Here is a 21,977-nt window from a genome sequence, read left to right as displayed (position 1 = left end):
TACAATGACCAAGAGGGCAATTGCAGGAAGGTGGCGCGCAACACAGAATTCTCGTCGCGTACATCGAGCTTCTGGCAGGGAGAGCCGATGATGAGTCAATTCGAGCTGAGTTCGCGCGCAGCCCTTTGTCGGCAGCTTGCAAGCCAGGATCCGGCAAACCACACTGTCTGGATGGCCGAGGCAAGAAGCTGGTCACGCATGGCTGCCGAGACGCTTCATGATGAGCGCAAATTCGAAAGCGGTATCGTTGCCAAATTCTTCTTCGCGTTCAGCAAGTTGGTCGCGGCGCAACACGAGCCTACGAACCTCACGGTAGAGATGACGAAGAGCAGATCCAGACGCGCCATACCGTCTCCATGAAGTCGATAAGCGCAAGGAAGATTGCCGTTGCCGTCGCCGCCCTCGTATGCGGCACGACGCTGTCCATCGGCTGGACAGACCAAGGCGGACTTTTGCTGCGGCTCGACAAAGCGCAGGCGGCGACGCGGTTGTACGTAGCTCCCTATTATCGCGGTCACTACTACACGACGAGGGTGTGTCCTGGTATGCTGTGCGAGCCTATTACTTCGGCGGACCGTGGAGCTACGGTTATAGCGGCTGGACCGACTATGCGGCACGCAACGGCATCGGATGCGTCCCAGGCTCATTGGTCAAGGGCGGGGACGGCATCATGTATGTGTGTCAATGAAGCCTGGGAACGGCACGATGGGCGGCGCTCATTAAGCCGCTCATCGCGCTAAGTCACACTCACGCGGCGGCGGCTGTGCGGCGCGAATAGCATGACCTATGTTCTGATCGTCGTCAGCTGGCTCGGCGTTGCCAATGGCGCCGTGATATCGAAGAATTTTCGAGCACAGAACGTTGCGAAGCAGCCCGCATGGCACTGATAGAATACGCGAAGGCGCGCAGTACCGACGAGACGCTTAGGCCTCTCTGCGTGCAGAAATAAAAGAGCTGCGCGGACTGATGCGTGTGTCCGAATTCGGCTGAACGCCCTCTTCGCGTTTCGCCCGCACTTACAAGCTGCGCGATTTTCTTCGGTTCTTTGACCTTGATCAATAGTCCGGGCACCGGGCCGTGGAGCGATCGACATTCACTCTCACAGGACGGAGACTATCATGAAGCGTAGCATGCTCACAAAATTATCACTCGCGGTTGCCGTGGTCGCCCTCGGAGTGTCTGGTTCAATTCGCTGGTCGGCCGACGAAGGCCTTTCACTCTCATCAAGCCCGGCGGAAGCACGGGTCGGGCGGCCCCTGACACCCGTGTCGGTAGCCGGCGTTGCACGCCGCACTACTAGGCGCGCGATCGTAGGCGGCGCGGCAGTCGGCGCCGCCGCGGTCGGCACGGCATGTGTCCGCGTTCTGGTCAACGGCAGCTACGTCTGCCGTTGATAGCTGTTGTTGCCAGCTCTGAACACCGCATCCTGCCGGATGATGTTCGCAGGATGCGGTGTTCAGGTTTCGGAACGCTATTGATAGAGTCCAACGCGACGGAGCCCAGATCATGAGCTCGATTGCGAGCACCTCGCGCGACCCTGATTACGGAGAAGAGGAGCTCTACCGAGCCCTCGGTGTTGCTTGATCGAACCGGAATTGCGCATGCGGCGGCTGGTGAGAGCCCATATGGGAGCGCAATGCGGCGACCGATCCTCATTGGCCCGATATAGATTTTTCTTGACCTCTCGGTGCACACATCGTGCACACGGCGCCTTCTAACCAACTGAAAAACTTTAACTCTCGCTCCAGTCCATCATGGTAGTGACCCGAAATGATCATTGTCCGGTCCTCGCCGCTTCTTCGATGCCTCTGCCGCACCAACGTGGGCTGTGATATCTTGGCGTACCCTGAGGCTCGGGGTATGTCCGCGTCTGAGGGTCGTGAATTCTAGAGAGGAGGACGCCAGCATCGCGTGGCGATCCTTGTGACCCTTGCCCTGCTCGACGCGCAGCATCATCCGTTCGGAGTCGATATCGGACACCTTCAGCGAGACAACCTCGGAGACGCGCAGCCCCGCACCGTAGGCGACACTGAGCGCCGCCTTGTACTTGACGCTCGGCGCCGCCTCCAGAAAGCGCGCAACCTTCTCGGGGCTTAAAACAACCGGCACCTTGCGCGGCTCGCGCATGAACAACAGGTGCTTGGCGAGGTCGGGCCGATCGAGCGTCACATTGAAAAAGAACCGCAGTGCCGAGACGGTGGCGTTGATCTTTGGTGCGCCTGCGCCGTTCGACGCAAGATGCAGCCGAAAGCGGCGCACCTCCTCCGATTTAGCCGTGGCGGGAGAGCGACCGAGGAACGCCGCGAAATCCCTGACCCTTTGGACGTAGTCATGTTGGGTCTTCGGCGCTAACTTGCGGATCGCCATGTCTTCGATCATGCGCCGACGCAACGGGCTGATGGCCTGACCGGTCATTGGGGATGCTCCTGTCTTGAGTGAGGTTGTCGAAACCCCTCAATCTCAAGACAGGACGCCTCATCGCGCTACCCTGTTGGCCCTGTCGCCTGCCGCAGCGCCCTACCGCGCGAGCGGTTTAGTCCGCTTGGCCATTTGGCGAAGTGGCGGCGGGGTTCGAGAAGTCCGCTCAGCGGCGCATTGCGGACCAGATTTGCTCAGGTTGAGTTCTTCGCATTTTGACCCACAGGAGAAATTCAGCGCCGGTGGTTTGTCGAATGGGCAATGAGCCAAATGCACAGGCGCCCTCAACGTTCGCGCTCCCAAGCGAGAGTGCCGACGACTTTCTTACCCTGATAGATGCCAACGGAGCTGACTTGTTCAGCGGTTCGGATGCTCAGCCGGTCACCGTCCAGCTTGAAAAATCTCACCTGATCCTGCCCGGTGAGGAGCTCGTTGCCCGAAATGTCGACTTTAGTCGTGAACTTGTCTCCGTCGATGGTGAATTTTCCGGTGTAGACATTCAACGACTTGAGGAGCGCCGCGGTCTCGTCGTTGTTTGTTGCAGGCTTGCGATTTGCCCCCACAATGATGAAGGCCGCATATCCGTCCGGCGTGAAAAGTGCTCTACCTTTCGGGTTGGGACCAAATGGTTCGCTGGCGTCGCCGCCGACAATTTGAATGGTCCATGAGGTCAATTTCCAACTCCCGACCAGCTGCTTCGATGCGTCGTCCGCAAACACAGGTCCAGACGGAAAATAGCAATAGAGAGCAACCAATAAGGCAACGAGACGCGCCATGCTGTTCTCCCATGAATGGCAGGTCGGGCTTCGACAATGATCAGGATAGCTTGAGCGATCAAAACTTACGAGCCTTCGGACGGCAGGCTCCTCGCCAGCCTGTCCGGTGCCGGCCCATCGCAACCGCCCGGGCGGTGCCCGGTCATGTCCGAAGTTGAGGGTAGACCGGCCCTGACTGCCCACGGCCGAAACCGCCGCGATTGACCCGAAGCCGACATCGTTAGCGTTTAGTAACGGCTGCAATCCAATTGATCGACTTTTGATTTCGGCTTCTTTGGTCAGCGTGGTGCACACTGCGCGAGTTGGGCAAAGATGCAACCAATTCGGCAAAGACCTGCAAGAGTCACAGATGAAGCCTAAGCTCGCTATCGCGGCACTTCTAGTTTTTGGTGTTGTTGCCCTTGGCTATGCTTACGGCCGTGGCTACCCGCCGTTCACCTCTCAATTCGTTCTGACCTGCGACAAGGCAATCAAGGAGCGGCTAAAGGTTCCATCCACCTATCAACGGATAGGTGTAGACGAGTCTAGAAGGACAATCACATACGACGAGTTTTTCACCGACCCGCACCGTGCCGTATCCGAGGCGACCAAAAAATCCATGGTCCAAGTCGCACGGGTGCCGCCGGTTGAGTACGCAGCGCTCATCGACTATCAGGCTCAGGGTTCTATCGGCGCCATCATTCGAGAAAGGGCTAGATGTACTTTCAATTCACTTGATGGGAGTGACACGCCTACCCTTGCATACATGGTGCAAATCGATGGCGAGTATAACATCGCTTGGGCTGCAAGGCAGCCGAACGCCGTTACTCTCCCACCGCGCCTGGATCGTTAGTAATCGGTAACGCATGGTCTGCTGGTGACCCGAACCGGACTTCGGTCGGTTTCAACGCGGCGCGAACTCTGGGGGATCACGGCTCCGACGGCGTCCCATAACGGCCGAAATGTGGCACTTGCCGTGCTCACTCGCCTATTTCTTTTCCCTTCTCCGCCCAGGTTAGAGCGCGTTTCGTATCCAAGATTGCCGCAAGCGCCCTTAGTGCTGAAGAGAGTTCGTTGCGTCCGGTGGAGCAAGCGATGCGTACCGAATTGTCCTTTCAGCGCAAGCTGCGCCGCACGCTTGTTGCTGTCGCCATCGTTGGCCCCGTGGTGCTGACGCCCGAAATGAGTGCGGCCGAAGGCCTGCTTGATTTCTTTTTCGGTGGCGGGCAGAAGCAACAGCAGCAGACCTCGTCTTTCAACGACAATCCGCAATCACCACCGCCGCGGCCCGTCGTCGTAAGCGCGGGACCTGCCTTCTGCGTGCGCAGTTGCGACGGCAAATATTTTCCCCTGATGCGCGGCGCGGCCTCGCCGGCGCAGATGTGCCAAGCCTTCTGTCCGGCAAGCCCGACCAAAGTTTTCTTCGGCTCCAGCATCGACAGAGCCTATGCCGCAACCGGCGAACGATACGCCGATAGCGAAAACGCCTTTGCTTATCGGAAGGCGCTGCGAGCCGATTGCACCTGCAACGGCCACAATCCCGCCGGTCTTGCGTCAGTCGATCTCGCGATGGACGGCTCGTTACGCTCGGGCGACGCGGTCGCTACCGCTGACGGGTTCGTCGCCTATTCCGGCATACGGGTCGGCAACGACCACAACCCAGATTTCACGCCGTTAGCGTCTTCCGAGTTGACTCGCACGCCGCTTCCGGCGGCGACCATCACGCCAAAGCCGGTGCCCGCGCGCGACTAGCGCGTTGATGCGGATTGATGTTGCAATCAATGTCCGACGATCACCTCTTGCAGAGCTTCTTCCGTTGTTGGCCCGTTTGAGACGTGCCCGCATGCTCTGAGAATGTCCGTTCACCGGGGTACACCCGAAGTCGCCAAGTTCCGGCCAAACCGACGCGAATGACCCATAGCGGGCTTAGCCAAGTTCGCTATCGAGAGCGCCGTCGCGCACTCTCTTACAAGCGTCCAACAATTGTTGTCATGCGCTTGCCCCATACTCTTCACTTCATCAGTCCGCATCTTGAGCGGCAAAGCGCCGCTAGATCGTGAGAAAGGCCGGCTGGCGCTACGCCGCCGGCTCGCAGGGCCGGTTCCGCTGCGTTTTATCCGGATTTATAGGTAGCACCGAGCACTTGGTTAGGGCCATTGAGCGCGGTATGAAGTGACCATACTTAAGTAGGCTTGGACTCGTGAATTGGGATCAGTCGACCAAGTGCTTAATGGCGTGAAGGTTGGCGGCTTCCGTTGATGCGTGCGACAAGCAATGGCTGCACGTTTTCACCACCTGCCATGAGTGGGTTCGACGGCTCGAACTGCTCCCGCAGTTCTCGCTTACGGACAAGCAGGCGCGCATCGAGAAACGCATCCTTTAGGCTTACGGCTCGCCTGAGCGCGACGTTAAAAAAAGCATCACCGAAATAGGTCCACTTTGCCTTATCCTGACAGCCGAACGACGGATGATTGGCATCGGCCGCGGTGATGACCAGCACATCGGGGTTCGCGAGACGTTGGATGAAGACCCCGGAATAGCAAGCCGAGATGACCACCACCTTGTGTCGCACACCAGTCTTCGCGAGTATGCCAGCGAGACGAGACGGCGTCAGCGTTTGCGTGAGCCGCCCCGCCTTGATCGCAAGGCCGTCGGGAGAGCCATGCGAGGTGAGAATCAGAAAGAGAACATCTTTCTCGGCATCCAGGCGGTTGGCTGTAACCTGCAACGACCTGGTCAGGGCTTCGATCGTTGCACTTCCGCCTTCCTTCGAATTGTATTGGACGTCGATCGCGCCAGTCTCGAAACGGCCCGCTACGACTTGAGCTGCGCCAGTCGCCTCCGCTCTAAACACGCCTTGATCGCCGAAAAGGCCAAAGGACACCACGCCAACCTTTCGAGCATCCTCAATAGCGCGTACGGGCGAAACCAACGGCCCGACGATCAAAATTAAAGCGACGAGCGGCGCGCAGAGCCGCCTGATCCAAGACTGAGAGGTCATGCAAAACCTCGTTTCGAGATCGCCGCTACAGAATTGCGGCTCAATACAAAATAGCGGAGATACAGTGAATTTCCATCAGTCGGAACCGTATCTCTCCCAGCCACGCGCACGCTTCTATGCGATGTATGAGAGCATGCAATTCGTCCTGGAGAGCGATCTCTACGTCAGCAAGCCAGACGGGGTCGCGTCAATGTGCGCGACACTTTGGCAGGCGCCTAGTCGACTGCACGAAACGCGATAGCTCCCGATCGGGCAGCCCTAAAATTCTGCCGGTCATTAACCCTCAGACGGCGAGTCGCCTGGGTGGAAGTCCCGGCATCGCTTCTCGCCCCGGGCGAACGACTGAACTGCACAAGGCTCGTCAATTCGGCTCATAGCTCATTTGAGACCTTGCGATGGCTACTAAAGATGTCAGCTCACCGGGGTCGACAGGAAGTAATCGCGGGAAGGATAAACCGGCGCGATTGACCCTTAGCGGACCTCGCGCCGCTTTGGCTTGGGTGCGGACATCAAGTTGCACCAGAATTGCGGTCGAACAATTCCAGCGGGTTGCGTAGCGGCGTCGTTTGTTGGCGGGTTGCGTCGCCGCATCAATGCGTTACTACGATGAAATCCGTGTCTTTTCCCGTCTCCTGGCTAATTCCGTTGTCGGAAACAATCAACGAAGAGGCCGGCGTCAGGAGTTCAGAGATCTGCTCGACCGTTTCCTGGGGCATTTCGATACGGTTGAGCGCAGCGTTGGCTTTGTCGGGTAACGGTCCCGGCACGGTTTGCTTCGCGGGCGCTTCTCGCCCTTTCGTGGCAGCCTCGGACATACGCGGCAATTCCTCTGGAATCGACACGACGCTCCAGCGAATAGCCGTTCCCTCGTTCTGGAATTCCATTGCGGTAAACACGTGCGTTCCCAGCGGTTCCTCCGGATTTTCGATCTTGACTGGGACATCAAACAACGGCGTGAAGCCCTGACGCACGAACAGCTTGCTCAACTTACGACTGACGAAGATGGAGATCGGGACAATCTTTTTAGGCGCGCTTGCGGCGGGAGCCGAGCCCGGCACCTGGAGGTTGGCGGCTTCTGGAGTCTCGGCGTTTGACACCAGTGTTCCCTGCGTTGCCGCGGCTGCACCGATGCTCTTGGTTGCGACGGTGGCACTCTGGAATTCGGACGGACTGAACGCGGCTTTCGGTTGAAAAAGATGCGGATTGGTTATCCCGACCGGCTGGACATCACCATGCGCAATGATCACGCGCGTGCCGCGCTTCGTGAGATGCCAGAGTCGAACGGCAAAATTATTTTCCAAACGGATGCAGCCGTGTGACGCCGGATGCCCAGGCACGACACCGGCGTGCAACGCTATCCCTGACCAGGTGATGCGTTGCATGTAGGGCATGGGGGCGGCGCTATAAATATTTGAACGGTGCCATCGTTGTTTGCTGATGACGCTGAACACGCCGAGGGGCGTAGGATGCCCCTCTCTTCCCGTGGACACTGAAGAGCGTGCAATCAGGGCCCCGTTGTCAAAAAGCGAGACCCGTTGGTCTGCTATCGAGATGATGATCTGGAGCGGGCCCTTCGGAAGGGGCTCGGGCCGAGCACTCTTAGCCGTTTCAGAGTTTGTCTGCCGGTGGTGGTGCTTGTGTTTGTACGGAGCGTATTGGCTTCGCCAGAACGCGTGTTGGGGTCCAAACAGAAATTGAGCGTGCGCGATCCCCGGAGGGAGCATGAAAATGGCGAGTACAGCGGTTGTTATCGCGCGCTGCATTGCTGGTAGTTCCTTAACGAACATCGCCCGGTCCCATAGGCGCGATTCCATCGTTTCGAGACGATGCGCGAAGCCGACGCCCGATGCGTCATCCTGACAGCGCAACAAGCCTCTCCTCCAAATCTGGTCGCAGTGGGTCGAAAATTGGACCGTAGTCACAATTACGGTGCGAGTTGCCGTTGAGACGGGCGCAAGTGCTTGCGATCGACGCGTTGCAATCGGGCAACATGCTTTGGAAATATTGACGAGCGGCCGTCTGCGCCATTGCGCGACCCACATTGATCCCAAGAATGAACCTTTTCGCATGCTTGGCTTTTCTACACGGCTCCGGCGGTGTCTATGGAGGCGACAGCATCATGAACCCGCGGCGATTTACGATAGTGGCGCCGACGTTTTGCGGAACGGTCGTTCTCGCGGGGTGGATCGTTGGCTGGCTGGCTGGCTTCGGTTCGGCCGGCACCGAGAACGCCCGCGCGGTGCCAATCCAGGACCGCGCAGCATCTCTCGCCGACAACGCCAGGCCCGCGGATGAACCGCAGGCAATCGCAATGGGCAACGCCGTTGTCGCTAGCATCGTTGTCGCGAACGCCGCTGTCGCTAGCGCCGAAGTGACGACGGCCGCCGAAGCCGCGGTGGGGACGGCCACCGACGCGACGGCGGCCTCGGATAAGTCGGAATCGATTGTCGTGGCCGCGTTGCCCGATCCGTCTCAGACGCTGTCGGCCGATTTACCACCTGTGCAGGAATCCGCGGACCCGGGCCACCGTGATGCCGCGCAACTGGTGCCGACAACGTGCGGTGCATCCGGCGGTGTGTCCAACTCGGGGCCGCAGGATTTCAGGTATCTCATTTGTTATGTCTGGTCCGAACTGCCGCCTGCCGAGAAGCCGGCTGCGATCGTCTTGCGTTCGTTCAAGGACATCCCGGTCGGAACGCCGGTGGAAGAGATCAAGCGCGCGTCCGACGCTTTCGGTCTGGATTTCACTTTCATGAAGGCGGTCGCCAAGGTCGAGTCCGGTTTCGACCCCAAGCAACGCACCGGGTCGTATATCGGGCTGTTCCAGCTGAGCAAATACGAGTTCGGCAAATTCGGCTCCGGAGACATTCTCAATCCCCGCGATAATGCCGTTGCGGCAGCCTACAAGATCATTACTGAAGGCATTCTGTTCGAGTGGGTGACGCACAGGAAGCCGGACTTGAACGATTTCTACCTGATCCATCAGCAGGGCTGGGAAGGCGCCGCGGAGCACCTCAGCCAACCCAATCGCATCGCCTGGAAATCGATGTGCGCCACCAGCGAAGGCAGGGAGAAGGGCGAAAAATGGTGCAGGCGCGCGATCTGGGGCAATTCGCTTCCGGCCGTCAAAGGGGCGTGGAAATCGGTGGAGAAGCTGACATCGGAGGCGTTCGTCGGAATGTGGCGCGAGCGGGTTGCTCATTTCCAGTCGAAATACATGGGCACCGCGACCGCCGATGCCGAGCGGGTGCACCAGTAAATTTCCGTTGAGTGGTTGGTAGGAGTTGCCCCACCCGCGGGCCGAGCGGGACCTCACCGCCGCTGGTCGCGCGGATGCACTTTACGTCGTCAACGACGCGCTCGGGTCGTGCTAGCGAGGTGATCGATCAGGTGCCGATGTCTGCTCGTGTGAAGGGTTTCGGATGCCGGCCCCATGACGGTGTTGCCGCGCACACGGGGGCCGGCGTCCGAAAGCCTCCACAGGAGGAAACCGCGCTGGGGGGACGTAGGACGATGCCGCGTGATCGAGCTAGTCGCGTCAAACAACCTTCAGACGATCAGGACGATCGCCTATGGGGATTTAATGTTTGGCGGCACCTGTACTTTCAATGGCTTGGCTATAGGAAAAATACCACACCACACAATCTAAACGTGAGCTCCTCGATATTTGAAGGCCATGAGGCAAACTGATCTCTGGCGGCTGGAAAGCCCCCGGAGCTATCAGAGCCGAAACTGTTTCGAGTTGCTCGTCAAGAGCATCACCGCATTTGTAACTCTGCTTACGTCGAGATTCCTGGACTGGGTCCAACTAGCGCGACGTTGCACACAATCGCGATCGAGGGTTCGAGTTGGCTCTTGTGCAATGGTTGGTGCTCCGCCACGAACTTCCAGATCAGCACGTCCTCGATCATCGGATCATCGCCAGCTACGGGCTAATTGTCCCGCTCGTCACGATGAGCTGTCGCGTATTGCTTCGCCGTGTCGCCAGCCGTGGCGTTCTACCGCGCGAGCGGTTTAGTCCTCTGATCCAGAAGAGACATGGGCAATTTTGATCCGAAGTGATCGGTGGTCCAACAGCGCACGGCTAGACCGAGGAGAAGACCGGCGCTGTAGCGCGCCACGCGGCGCTCAAATTCACATAGTTGAACTCTTTTGGCTCAACCTGCTCGATGCCTGGTATGACAGCCCAAGGAATTGCGCTCCTCACGAACGTCTGGGCGATGGGAACCGCCCAGCTGGCGTCGTCGAGAGTCCCCGCACGTAGAGCCGTAAAGTCCGGCCGCGCTACGTCGTTCGATGTCAAACCCGCGCGGCAATGGGCGCACGCAGCATTGCGAACTTCCCGACCTCGAGCCGTTGTCCGCGTAAATGTTTCCAACGGGCCAGTGAGCGTCAACGCCGCAGCGGGGACCAGCACGGTTAAGCTATAGGCTGAACCTGAGATCGACTGGCAGTCATGGCAGTGGCAGACGTGAACCAGCAAAGGCGCTCCGCTCAAGCTGTAGCGAACTTCGCCGCATAGGCATCCGCCAAACAGCGGAAGCTTGACCTTCGCTTTTTCCATGACCTGCGTCCCCATGAATGAATGCACCGAAGGACTATTACTTTCGCCTTTTCTCCCTCCATGCGCAACCTCCGATTGTTGCCTGTTGGCCCGAACCCGACATTGCATTCCACGCACAGAGGCCACACCATAGGCTGAGCTGGATGCAGCGATGGAGGCCGGGGATGAGGTGCCTGCGCATATATGCAACGCCTGACGGGGAGTCCCATTTTGGAGAAGTCGATATCGCGATGACGATGAAGCCGGCGTTTCCCAACGAAGCGCCGTTTGAAATTTCGGCTTGGTACCCGGCGTCACGCATCCGTTTTACTCACATCCCGGCCGGGGTGTGCGAAGCGGGCTTTCACAGGCCGCCGGAACGACTCCTCGCCATATGGCTGGATGGCCACGTGGAATTTGAAACGAGCGATGGAGAAATGAGACGCCTTCCGGCGGGAAAAGCTGTTCTCGTCGAGGATACGCACGGGAAAGGACACATCTCGCGCCACCCTGAGGAAGGACAGAACGTTATTATAGTCATACTGCCGAGCGGCCTTGGCACACCACTTGAGTAGTCGGCTTCTGGCCCGAATGCGAAGTCTAGGCAGCGTCCCGGGTGGTCGGCTCATAGAGGTAGACCGGAAGCAGCCGGCCGACACTCCGAAGGGCGCTCATGACCCTAACCGGACGTGCCGCGAACATACCAAAATTGACGCGAATGAGCGGAGATGTGACATTCTTCCGCTTGCCGAAGGTCGGAACAGCCTGACTTGGTTCTAAGCGGGACAACGCAGCCAACGCATGACGCGTGGCGAGCGAGTCCGACCGGATCTGGGAGTGGTCGCCAATGAGGCGTTGGATCCACTGGCTGCCTGGAATCGAAACCCTCCATCGATATGAGACGGCGTGGCTTCCGCACGATATCTTCGCTGGACTCGTCCTTGCGACGATGCTGGTCCCGGTTGGAATTGCCTACGCGGTAGCATCGGGCTTGCCTGGTATCTACGGTCTGTACGCAACGATCGTACCCCTGTTGGTCTACGCGTTGTTCGGCCCCAGCCGCATCCTCGTGCTGGGACCCGACTCTGCCCTGGCAGCTGTCATCCTCGGCGTTGTCGTTCCGCTGTCTGGTGGTGATCCTCTTCGCGCCGCAACGCTCGCTGCCATGATGGCGATCGTTTCGGGGACGGTATGCATTCTAGCCGGCATCGCGCGCCTGGGTTTTGTCACCGAGTTGCTCTCCAAGCCGATACGCTACGGCTATATGAACGGAATTGCGTTGACCGTTTTGATCAGCCAACTGCCAAAGTTCTTCGGTTTCTCAGTCAGGAGCGAAGGACCTTTGCGGGACCTATGGGCGATCGCCGATGCAATCCTTGAAGGAAAGACAAACTGGGTCGCATTCGGGATTGGACTCGGCACGCTGGTGGTCATTCTGCTGCTCAAGGACAGCAAGCGGCTGCCGGGCATTCTGATCGCGGTAGTTGCGGCGACCGCCGTCGTCGGCGCGCTTGATCTCGGCACCCGTTACGGCGTGGCGGTCATTGGTCCCCTTCCAGAGGGATTGCCGAGTTTCGCAATCCCCTGGATCGCCTACGGCGATATCGTCCCGGTACTGGTCGGCGGGTGCGCCATTGCCCTGGTTTCGTTTGCGGACACCAGCGTACTTTCGCGTTCCTATTCCGCACGATTGGGCACTCATGTCGATCCCAACCAGGAGATGGTCGGGCTTGGCGCCGCCAATCTGGCAACCGGCTTTTTTCAAGGTTTCCCGATCAGCAGCAGCTCTTCGCGGACTCCGGTTGCCGAAGCCGCCGGCGCCCGTACCCAGCTAACCAGCGTCGTCGGCGCGCTTGCCATCGCCGTCCTTCTGCTGGTGGCACCAAACCTACTTCAGCATTTGCCCTCCGCTGCATTGGCGGCCGTCGTCATCGCTGCTGCGATCGGCTTGTTTGAGGTCACCGACCTCAAACGAATCTATCGGATTCAGCAGTGGGAGTTCTGGCTAGCAATGGTCTGCTTTGTCGGTGTGGCCGTATTCGGAGTGATTCCAGGGATTGGGCTCGCAATCGCCATCGCCATCGCCGAGTTCTTATGGGACGGCTGGCGCCCCCACTCCGCCGTGTTGGGTCGCGCTCATGGCGTCAAAGGTTATCACGACATCACAAGATATGCGGATGCACGACGAATCCCCGGGCTGGTCCTGTTTCGGTGGGACGCGCCTCTATTCTTCGCCAACGCTGAGTTCTTCAAGGAGCGCGTACTGGACGCAGTGGCAAAATCGCCGACGCCCGTACGCTGGCTGGTCGTTGCAGCGGAGCCGGTCACCAGCGTGGACGTCTCTGCCGGCGATACAGTCGCCGAATTGGACAAGGCGCTGCACGCGCAGGGTATCGAGTTGTGCTTTGCCGAACTGAAAGATCCAGTAAAGGACAAGCTGAAGAGATTCGGACTGTTTTCGCAGCTTGGCGAGCAATATTTTTTCCCAACCATTGGCGCGGCCGTTTCCAACTACCTGAAAATCAATGATGTGGAGTGGGAGGACTGGGAGGACCAAGCCAAGCGCTAGTGACGTGCCGGACTTGAAGGCGCACGCCGATTGACTTCCGACTCTGGCCCGCAAGCGAAGTGGCAGCGCGCCTCATTCAGGTCCGTTCAATGGGGCTAGCTGACTGAATTTGCTCACGTTGAGTTTTTCGCATCTTGACCCAACGCCGACATTTCTGCGGAGATGGCGAAAAATGGGCTGCAGGATGCTCTTCCCGGCCTGGGGCCCGTGTTGAGCCAGATCAATGCCGGTCCCGCGGCGGGGCCGAATCTTCCGCCATCGCATCCAGTATGGAGATGGCGTCCGCCGTGAAAAGCCTGCTCAACGAAATCCGGCGCACCCCGGTGCTCTGGATGCTGATCTTCGTGCCGGCCGTGCTTGTGGCGGAGGCGGTCGCACCGCATTCCCATACGCTGCTCTTCGTGCTTTCGGTACTCGCCATCGTGCCGCTGGCCGCCCTGCTCAGCCACGCGACCGAAGCGGTCGCCGCCAAGACCGGCGATGCCGTCGGCGGGCTGCTCAACGCGACGCTAGGAAACCTAACGGAGCTGATCATTGCGATCACCGCGCTACGCGCCGGCCAGTACATGCTCGTGAAAGCGTCGATTGCGGGCGCGATTGTCACCAACGCCCTGTTCATGCTCGGTGCCTGTCTGCTGCTCGGTGGCCTGCGCTATCACGTCCAGGAATACAACCGTGCCGGCGCGCGGCTCTACTCCGGTCTCTTGCTGATGGCCACCGTCGCCTTGCTCGCCCCGTCGGCCGTCGCCGACCTCGATCTCGTGCAGGGCGAGGCCGTCATGCGGAGGCTCAGCGTCGGTCTCGCGATCCTGCTCATCATCGCTTACGCGCTCGGCCTGCTGTTCTCGCTGAAGACTCACAAGGAATTGTTCGCAAGCGCCGAGCATGGCGAGGGCGAGGAACACTGGCCGATTGGCCTTGCGGTCGGCACGCTGCTCGTCGTCACCGTGCTGGTTGCACTCGTGAGTGAGATTTTTGTCGAGTCCGTGCAGAAGGCGGCGGAAACTTTCGGAATGAGCCCGGCCTTTGTCGGCTTCATCATCGTCTCATTGGTCGGCGCCGCCGCCGAGTTTGCCGTGGCCTCTTCTGCGGCGCGCAAGGACCGCCTCGACATGAGCGTCAGCATCGCGCTCGGCAGCGCCTCCCAGATCGCGCTATTCGTCGCACCCGCGCTGGTGCTGCTCAGCTATGTCGTCGGACCAGCGCCGATGAGCCTGCAGTTCTGGCCGGGCGCCGTCACCATGGTGATGATTGCGACCGTGACGGCGAGCTTCATTACGAGTAGCGGGCGCTCGGCTTGGTTCGTCGGCGCATTGCTCATCTTCATCTACGCGGTCTTTGCGCTGACGTTGTATGTGGTTCCGCCGGCTGGCCAAGGGACGGGTTGAAGCCGACGCTTTTTTTGCCGTCCCTCAGCCCCGCCCCGTTTACTCGTTCATATGAGGTAACTGAGTGAGTCCGCTATTGGCCGATTTTGTTGCGAAAGTCCGCTGTGAGCGATGGATCGTTCGGCCATTCGCTAAGGACGACCGGCTTTGATCCGCCGACCCAGACGCTCTCTACGCAACTTTTACGCTACGCAGTACACAGAGGCCTGAGCGGGTGGCGGTCGCGCAACCAGCGATGCGAGCCGCCGTAGGTTCTGAGCAATGGCGGCCAGATCAAACTCGTCTTGAGCGCCTCGTGGACCACGCAGTCGGAGTCGGCCGAGCTTCAGGATGCGCTTCAGGTGTGCAAACCGCATCTCGATCTTCTTGCGCTCGCGACGCGACGTCTCGAAGCCCTTGGTGCCAGAGAGCGACCGAGTGACGTCGCGGGCGTGCTCGTGTAGCTTTGGATATCAGGCTCTTAGAAGAGCCGCGCTGCCCAGGGGCGGACTCGAACCCATCCGCCAGCTTCCGCATATCGGCCCGGCGCTGGGCGGCGGCACTCTTCTCAGCTTCCTTCTGCTCGGCTTCGATACGGATTTTGGCAAGGCCGTTCTCTTTGAAAAGGCTATTTGAGTTGGCCAAGCGGCTGTCAGATTAGTCATTGACGACAGCTTCACTTCGAACTCGAGAGGAAGAACGTGGCAAAAATCCAGCCAGAGCCCGTCCGCGATCCCAAGGCCGATCATCTTCTGGCCCCGCAAAACTGCGTTCTGGCCCTGATCGATTACCAGCCCGAGCAATATTCGTCCGTAACCTCGTCCCCGCGTGAGGAGATCACCCTCAATGTGGTTGCGCTATGCAAACTCGCTCAAGCCTACGGTATCCCCGTCGTGCTCTCGACCGTCGCAGTCGGCATGGGCGTGAACGAAGGCACGATTCCGGAAATCCGAGAAGCGCTGCCGGGAGTGGAAGAGATCGACCGCACGGGGGTCAACGCCTGGGAGGACGAGGACTTCCGCAAGGCCGTCCAGGACACGGGGCGGCGCAAGGTGGTCATGGCCGCGCTTTGGACGGAGGTCTGCCTGGCTTTTCCGACCCTCGACATGCTGGCCGAAGGCTACGAGGTCTACCCGGTTGCCGATGCTGTGGGCGGCATCTCGCCGGCCGCGCATGAGCGCGCGTTCGACCGAATGATTCAGGCGGGGGCAAGACCCATCACTACGATCTCCTTCGGCTGCGAGATCATGCGCAACTGGGCGCGCGGAGATTCCGACAAGCTGCGACAGGTCATGAGGTGGTATTTCCCCGACCATCGCCGTCTGCACAAATCAGTCTACGAGATGCGGAAGTTGCGCGGCGGTCATATGGAAAGGTGGCGCTCCGCCTGAGATTGCTCCGCGCGTCCACTTCATCGAGGGCAACGGCGACCGTCTGCCACATCAACTGCGCACGATCGGTACATGGCGCAACGCGTTTCGTCCGACCTGCTTCAGGCCGTCCATCGAGGTCTCGCCCCTGGTGGCGGCCTCAAGGATCGTAGAGGCCACGTGCGTGCGAGCCGTGGTTTCATACCGAGAAACGTTCTCGCAGACATCATCGAGGACCGCGCGCAGGAGCGCCGTGGTTTCGGCATCGTACATCGGGACCTCTCCAGCGATGCGGCCATGATGCATGGACGTGGCGGAGCTGGGATTCACGCAGGTAAGAAAAAATCCGCGAGGTGCCGGCAGGTCAAAGAGCGTAGCCCCACCGGGGATTTTTGGGGGGCTTGGGGCGGGGCCACGCCGGCCAGGCATTTGCGCCAGGCCTGACGAACCAACTGGATTCCGCCGACCTCGTTCCTGTGGGCGGACGCCACGTCCGGCGCGAAAGATCTACTGCTTCGGCGGCCGCAACGGACCGTCAGCGGGTCGTCGTCGCAAGTGGTGCAGACGTACCACAGCCGTCCCTCGACTGTTTCGTCTGGCACCGTCTTCATCGGCCTGCCGCATGCCGAGCACGCCTTCCGGACGGGATAGAGAATAGCCATCTGATTTCCCCTGCGATCGCCACTCTAGTTCGGGGTCGATCGCGGACTCAAGCTTTACGCTAAGTACCCGACCGCTCGGCTTCTTGACTCCGCGCCCGCAACCTACTCAACTTGGGGAAGCGATGTTGTGGGGTGCGTCATGGAGCAGGAGTTCTACAGCGGCTTCGCGCAGCGGGCGCGCGATCTGGCGGAGAACGCGGACCCGTTCACCCGGCGACGTCTGCTGGAACTGGCCAAGCGGTACGATGCTCAAAGCAAACCTGGATCGAGCCACGGTCGTTTGCCAGCGCCACGCGCGGCCCCGCCGACGGCGCTCTTCTCGGGATCCGGCGAAACTTGACCGGCGACCAGGCCGCCGAGATTAGGTGCGACGCTTGCGGCGGGACCGGATCGCTGCCGGTACGCCAGCCCGAACCGGGCCGCAGATTCTATCCTGGCAAGTGCTCCAAGTGCGATGGCAAAGGACGCGTCCCCAGACCGGATGGTCTTCGGACCTGAATTCGAACTTCACGCATTCGGGTTGGTCACGGTGCCGACGGTGCGTCTGGCCACGATTCCCAGCGCGATCCCTGGACTATGATGCTGAACCAGGACGACGGCATGGGTTGCCGCCGGATCAGGGATTTGTCGGACTCTCGGGCAGCGAAAGCGCGAGCGCCACCGACGTGCCGCAACTGCCCAAATCAGGCGCGGCGCGTTGGCCGAGGACAGCGGTCCGCGGTCGCCGATCAGAAGCCCGCCGCAAAAATCGACAGCGGGGCGCTTACGTGAAGATGGGACACGAAGAATACATGCCGAAAGCCGCCTCAGTTCAAGCGACTGCAGAGTAAGTCCCTGCAAAGACTTGGTGGGCGCACCGGGGCTCGAACCTGGGACCCGCTGATTAAGAGACACGCTACCGCCATTGGTTTCTCAAGCGAATTTTTCCAACTGGCCCAATATCCGATCACTGCAGATCAACGGCTTACAGCGAAAACCCCAACCGCGAGCGCGCTTGGGGTGGCGCATCACCCCCCTATCGTTCGCGTCATTCGAGGGTGGGTTCAGCATTTTGGAATTCGAGGTGCTTCCGCGCCGAAAGATGCGCACGCGCAATCAACGGTCGATTCCGACAGAAGCGTAGGCCTGCCGGTTGCACAATGATCAATCTATAGTTCGCCGCGTTGAACATTCGAGCTTCTATGCTGCCTGATCAATCGGTCCAATCCATCATGGGGAAGTTTGAGCTAGTCCATCCAGTGATCGCTAGCGAAATCTAAGTTCGTATATCCCATCGACCACTTTGCGCCAAAACCTGCCGGTGCTCGAGCTGGAGCTTTGGGACTACCCGCCCTTCTGCACGATTAACTGCGCTGCAATAGTCCAATGGCGAACCGCGGTGGATTACAGACCTCGATCGGAGTAAACAAAACTCACTACCTCGGTCAGTGCCTCAATGCGAGAGGAGCGAGAACAATTCCGCCAGACTACGCTAAAATGCGCGATCGCAGCCGGCAGCACTACCCACTCGATTGTTCAAATCACGCATAGCGTATTGACCTCCGAAATTCTTTCTGCGACCGAACATATTCCGGCGATGGGGCCGCCAAAAAGTTACACTTTTGATTTTAAAGGGAAAATCACCGCAAAAGTATTTTTGTGGTTTCGCAAGCTATCGGCATCATTCGGTCGATTGTAGCACTTCGAAGCGGCCAACGCCGTGTTCGATCTCCGTCCGCAAAGTACCGCCACCAAACGATTCCAATTAGAAAACGCGGCGCGATGTCCGGCCTGAATCTGCACTTCGCCGGATAGCGGACATGTGTCAAGCCGCGCTCACGAACTTCGAATTATGAGTATTCACCGCGATAGCGCCGTCGAGCAGAAAAGTCGTGCGGATTGCGTTCTCGATCGACCGAATGTCCGCTGTGTGCGCCAGAAGCGGACGTCTAGTGCAAGTCGGATTGTTGACCACACATTCTGTCCCCCCGCAACGCGCCTCAAACAGCGAGAAGTGTGGTCTCCGCTGCGTCGTTAGCGGCGCCGAGCCCACGCTTCAGTTCTAGTTCTCCCAAATCTTGGCATAGAGCAGCATTGCTGTGACGGCATCACCCTTGCGGCGTGGTCAAGTTCTAAAGGTGGGCGTTTAATGACGCCCGATCTCAGAGACTGCGGACAGCGAGCACGGCCATCCGGCGGCTCACATCTGAACAGCAAGCCTGCGCAAGGCGCCAGCTATAGCGGAAAAACGCTGGACCTGGCGAGCGCGGGTGCGCATATGATGCCTGGCTGGGCTCCGAGCCCATCCAGAACATCAGAGGGGTTTCACGAATGCCCGCGCAGGGCCGACAGCTCGTATATGCGACGGGTGAGTGGGAGATTGATCTCGACCGCCGCGAACTACGGACGCGCGGCGCACCGGTTCCGCTGGGTGGCAGGGCCTTCGAGATCATCGAAGTGCTGATCAAGTCGGTCGGCGAACTCGTGACAAAGGACGAGCTGTTGTCCCGCATCTGGCCGGGCGCGGCCGTCGAGGAGAACACGCTCCAGGTTCACATCTCCGCGCTACGCAAGGCGCTCGGTCCCGACCGTGGGATGCTCAAGACAATATCCGGCCGCGGCTACCGCCTGCTCGGCACATGGGCGCCAAGGCCACCCGGCCAGCGACCAAAGGCCCGTTCGTTGCAGCCCATTGTGTCGGAGCAACTTTTTCAGACCAATCTGCCCGAGACGACCTCCGCATTGATTGGTCGCGATGCGGTCGGACAGCAATTACGCGATCTTTTGTCGGCGTACCGCGTGGTCACGCTCACCGGTCCAGGCGGGATCGGAAAGACGCGGCTTGCGCTGGAAGTAGCACGCGACCTGTTCCCGGACTTTGGCGGCGACTGCCTCCTCGTTGAATTGGCTTCACTGTCGGATCCCGCGTTGCTGCCATCAGCCGTGGCCCGCGTGCTGGGCCTGAGGCTCGGCGAGGATGCCGCATCGCATACGGTTGCGCAGCTCATGGGCAGCAAGAAGCTGCTCCTCACGCTCGATAATTGCGAACACGTCATCGAGGCAGCGGCGCAATTCACCGAGACGATCGTGCAGCTGTGTCCGCACGTATCGATCCTTGCGACCAGCCGTGAGGTCCTTCGCATCGACGGCGAGTACGTGTATCGCGTGCCGCCGCTCGACGTGCCGCCAGAGGATCAGGCTGATCCCGGGAACGTCCTTGAGCATAGCGCCGCGCAACTGTTTGTTTCCCGAGCGACGGCGGCGCAAGCCGATTGTCTGCCAGATCGGGAAAATCTTGCCGCCATTTCAGCAATCTGCCGTCGTCTCGACGGTATTCCGCTGGCGATCGAATTTGCCGCGGCCAGCGCCGCGACACTTGGGCTTCGCCATGTCGCGGCACGGTTGGACGACCGCTTCGGATTGTTGACGAGCGGCCGCCGGACCGCGTTGCCGCGCCATCAAACACTTCGTGCAGCGCTCGACTGGAGCTACGAACTCCTGACTGAACAGGAGCAACAGGTGCTGTGCCGTTTGGCCGTCTTTCATGGCGGTTTCAGCCTCAAAGCAGCCGCGTCGGTAGCAGATGCGACGAATACGCTGCCCATGATCGAAGACATCGTCGCCAAGCTCGCGACTAAATCGCTGGTGCAGCTGGACGGGTCGGGACCTGCCGGCCGCTGGCGAATGCTCGAAACGATCCGCGCCTACGCGCTGGAAAAGCTGAATGGGTCCGGCGAGGGTGCACACGCCAGACGACTTCACGCCGAATATTTTCGCGACCTGTTCGTGCCGGTGAGTGCGGGAGCCCCCTCGGACAAGGTCGATGACGTTGCCTGGGATGTCCGCGATCTCGACAACATCCGCGGCGCGCTCGATTGGTGCTTCTCTCATGCCGGCGATCTGGCGATCGGGGTCTCGTTGACCGCGGCCTGCGTACCGATGTGGCTGACCCTATCATTGGTCGGCGAGTGCCGCGAGCGTGCCGAGCGTGCGCTGACCTGTCCGGAGATTGAGCAGGCCCTGAGCGCGCGACTCCGGATGCAGCTCTACATTGCCTTCGGACGGGCGTTCGTTCAATCGATGGGCGCCGGCGAGCAGATTCGGTCCGTCCTATCGAAGGGTCTCGAGATCGCAACAGCCATCAATGACGCTGATGCCGAACTGCGCGCGCTTTGGGCGATGTGGTGTTACCTCGACCACAACGGCGAACACGAAGAAGCACTTGGTTTCGCGCAACGCTTCACGGAAACTGCGCGCAAAAAGGCCGACAGCGCGGACCTCCTCGTTGGAGAACGGTTGATCGGCTACACAGCGCACTATCTGGGCGATCAGGTTAAGGCGCGATGCCATCTCCAGCGAGTAGTCGACGGCTATATCGCTCCGAGCGGCCAGCGGCACATGATCTGGTTTCAACACGATCAGCATGTAGTCGCCAAGGTCCTGCTGGCGCGCGTACTCTGTCTTCAGGGCTTCCTCGACCAGGCGATGCATCTGGCACGCGAGAGCTTGGAGCAGGCGCGAGCATCGGGGCAAACGCTGACGCTCCGCTACGTGCTGGGCTGGGGCTTGTGCCCGCTTTCGTTGATATCGGGCGATCTCGAAATCAGCGAAGAGGCGGTGGCAATGCTGGTCGAACTTGCCGTGCGGCGCGGCCTGCCTTTCTGGCAAACCGTCGGGCGCGCGATGGAAGCGACGCTTGCGATCCGACGCGGTGACTTCGCTTCCGGCTCCGCCTGGTTACGTGGCGTGCTCGACGCCAAACCCGGCTGGATCTTGCGCTTCCCGGATTTTCTGGGTGCATTCGCCGAAGGTCTGGCCGGATCGGGGCAGTTTTCCGAAGCGCTCTCGATCGTCGAACGCCCACTTGCTGATGCCGAACAAGGCGAAGCCTGCTGGTACCTGCCGGAAATGCTCCGGATCAAGGGCGAGATTCTGCTCCGGATCGGTGTGGATGAGGTGGAAGCCGAAGCACGCTTTCGAGAGGCGCTCGACGTCGCGCGACAACAGGGCGCCCTGCTTTGGGAATTGCGTAGCGCTACCAGTCTCGCGCGGATGCTCCGAAGAGACCGATCGAAAGAAGCGCGCCAAATCCTCGCGCCGGTCTACAGCCGGTTCACTGAGGGTTTCGAGACGGCGGATCTGCGCGCCGCGCGCGCCACGATCGAAATGCTTCGCTAAGGTCACTACGAAAGGCGTAACTGATCGGCCGACGCCGGTGCGACCCAGCTTCAGACTTCAGAAATTTTCAGAACTGCACCAAGGAACGCCTCGGTGGCAGGTACTACGGTCCCCATCCTGGCAACGACCATTGGA

Annotated in this window: 17 protein-coding genes and 1 pseudogene; 11 read left to right on the top strand and 7 right to left on the bottom strand. The window is 59.8% G+C overall.

From position 1 onward, the window contains the following. The first annotated feature begins 87 nt into the window (after positions 1–87). Together ABIC09_RS06265 and ABIC09_RS37410 are read left to right on the top strand one after the other, a co-directional pair. Positions 88–360 (top strand): hypothetical protein, encoded by a 273-nt coding sequence (locus tag ABIC09_RS06265; protein WP_354108724.1) that lies wholly within the window; start codon positions 88–90, stop codon positions 358–360. Positions 361–1,118: 758 nt separating this feature from the next. Further along, positions 1,119–1,394 (top strand): hypothetical protein, encoded by a 276-nt coding sequence (locus tag ABIC09_RS37410; protein ID WP_502917652.1) that lies wholly within the window; start codon positions 1,119–1,121, stop codon positions 1,392–1,394. Positions 1,395–1,752: 358 nt separating this feature from the next. On the opposite strand, the gene ABIC09_RS06260 is transcribed toward ABIC09_RS37410, so the two are convergent. Both ABIC09_RS06260 and ABIC09_RS06255 read right to left on the bottom strand, forming a co-directional pair. After that, the gene (locus ABIC09_RS06260) at positions 1,753–2,415 is read right to left on the bottom strand and encodes a tyrosine-type recombinase/integrase (RefSeq protein WP_354108723.1); all 663 of its coding nucleotides are present in this window, start codon (positions 2,413–2,415) and stop codon (positions 1,753–1,755) included. 287 nt (positions 2,416–2,702) lie between these two features. Next, entirely contained in the window at positions 2,703–3,194 is a 492-nt protein-coding gene (locus ABIC09_RS06255; protein WP_354108722.1) for a lipocalin-like domain-containing protein, read from the bottom strand. A gap of 349 nt (positions 3,195–3,543) precedes the next feature. Here ABIC09_RS06255 and ABIC09_RS06250 point away from each other — a divergent pair, with 349 nt between their 5' ends. Together ABIC09_RS06250 and ABIC09_RS06245 are read left to right on the top strand one after the other, a co-directional pair. Next, positions 3,544–4,026, top strand: coding sequence for a hypothetical protein (locus ABIC09_RS06250; protein ID WP_354108721.1), 483 nt, complete (start codon positions 3,544–3,546; stop codon positions 4,024–4,026). Between the two features lie 242 nt (positions 4,027–4,268). Continuing rightward, positions 4,269–4,925, top strand: a complete 657-nt coding sequence (locus ABIC09_RS06245; protein ID WP_354108720.1) for a DUF2865 domain-containing protein — start codon at positions 4,269–4,271, stop codon at positions 4,923–4,925. Between the two features lie 475 nt (positions 4,926–5,400). Here ABIC09_RS06245 and ABIC09_RS06240 read toward each other — a convergent pair whose 3' ends face one another. Both ABIC09_RS06240 and ABIC09_RS06235 read right to left on the bottom strand, forming a co-directional pair. Then, the gene (locus ABIC09_RS06240; protein WP_354108719.1) at positions 5,401–6,174 is read right to left on the bottom strand and encodes a C13 family peptidase; all 774 of its coding nucleotides are present in this window, start codon (positions 6,172–6,174) and stop codon (positions 5,401–5,403) included. Between the two features lie 590 nt (positions 6,175–6,764). Next, positions 6,765–8,042, bottom strand: coding sequence for a L,D-transpeptidase (locus ABIC09_RS06235; RefSeq protein ID WP_354108718.1), 1,278 nt, complete (start codon positions 8,040–8,042; stop codon positions 6,765–6,767). Between the two features lie 251 nt (positions 8,043–8,293). On the opposite strand from ABIC09_RS06235, the gene ABIC09_RS06230 reads away from it, so the two are divergent. Next, positions 8,294–9,433: a lysozyme family protein gene (locus ABIC09_RS06230; RefSeq protein WP_354108717.1), complete on the top strand. Its 1,140-nt coding sequence runs from the start codon at positions 8,294–8,296 to the stop codon at positions 9,431–9,433. An 825-nt stretch (positions 9,434–10,258) separates the two neighbouring features. Here the strand turns inward: ABIC09_RS06230 and ABIC09_RS06225 are convergent. Next, positions 10,259–10,738: a GFA family protein gene (locus tag ABIC09_RS06225; protein ID WP_354108716.1), complete on the bottom strand. Its 480-nt coding sequence runs from the start codon at positions 10,736–10,738 to the stop codon at positions 10,259–10,261. 230 nt (positions 10,739–10,968) lie between these two features. Here ABIC09_RS06225 and ABIC09_RS06220 point away from each other — a divergent pair, with 230 nt between their 5' ends. From ABIC09_RS06220 to cax, 3 genes are all read left to right on the top strand, one after another. Further along, complete coding sequence (locus ABIC09_RS06220) at positions 10,969–11,292, top strand: cupin domain-containing protein (protein WP_354108715.1); 324 nt, start codon at positions 10,969–10,971, stop codon at positions 11,290–11,292. Positions 11,293–11,564: 272 nt separating this feature from the next. Beyond that, positions 11,565–13,286 carry a SulP family inorganic anion transporter gene (locus ABIC09_RS06215; protein ID WP_354108714.1) on the top strand — a complete coding sequence of 574 codons (1,722 nt, stop codon included), beginning with the start codon at positions 11,565–11,567 and terminating at the stop codon, positions 13,284–13,286. A 287-nt stretch (positions 13,287–13,573) separates the two neighbouring features. Further along, on the top strand, positions 13,574–14,674 hold the full coding sequence (gene cax, locus ABIC09_RS06210; protein ID WP_502917651.1) for a calcium/proton exchanger: 1,101 nt from the start codon (positions 13,574–13,576) through the stop codon (positions 14,672–14,674). Between the two features lie 182 nt (positions 14,675–14,856). On the opposite strand, the pseudogene ABIC09_RS06205 reads toward cax, so the two are convergent. After that, positions 14,857–15,117 (bottom strand): annotated as a pseudogene (locus ABIC09_RS06205) (transposase); the annotation flags it as partial. A gap of 237 nt (positions 15,118–15,354) precedes the next feature. On the opposite strand from ABIC09_RS06205, the gene ABIC09_RS06200 reads away from it, so the two are divergent. Beyond that, positions 15,355–16,044, top strand: a complete 690-nt coding sequence (locus tag ABIC09_RS06200) for a hydrolase (protein ID WP_354108712.1) — start codon at positions 15,355–15,357, stop codon at positions 16,042–16,044. 51 nt (positions 16,045–16,095) lie between these two features. Here ABIC09_RS06200 and ABIC09_RS06195 read toward each other — a convergent pair whose 3' ends face one another. Continuing rightward, the gene (locus ABIC09_RS06195) at positions 16,096–16,296 is read right to left on the bottom strand and encodes a hypothetical protein (RefSeq protein WP_354108711.1); all 201 of its coding nucleotides are present in this window, start codon (positions 16,294–16,296) and stop codon (positions 16,096–16,098) included. A 528-nt stretch (positions 16,297–16,824) separates the two neighbouring features. Between ABIC09_RS06195 and ABIC09_RS06190 the strand changes: the two genes are divergently transcribed. Both ABIC09_RS06190 and ABIC09_RS06185 read left to right on the top strand, forming a co-directional pair. After that, a complete protein-coding gene (locus ABIC09_RS06190) occupies positions 16,825–17,025 on the top strand; it encodes a hypothetical protein (RefSeq protein ID WP_354108710.1) in 201 nt (66 codons plus the stop codon). A gap of 1,970 nt (positions 17,026–18,995) precedes the next feature. Further along, the gene (locus ABIC09_RS06185; protein ID WP_354108709.1) at positions 18,996–21,842 is read left to right on the top strand and encodes an ATP-binding protein; all 2,847 of its coding nucleotides are present in this window, start codon (positions 18,996–18,998) and stop codon (positions 21,840–21,842) included. Positions 21,843–21,977 lie beyond the last annotated feature (135 nt).

The sequence above is a fragment of the Bradyrhizobium sp. S3.12.5 genome, from assembly GCF_040548225.1.
Classification (GTDB): Bacteria; Pseudomonadota; Alphaproteobacteria; order Rhizobiales; family Xanthobacteraceae; genus Bradyrhizobium; species Bradyrhizobium cytisi.
This window is presented reverse-complemented; position numbering and strand designations above follow the sequence as displayed.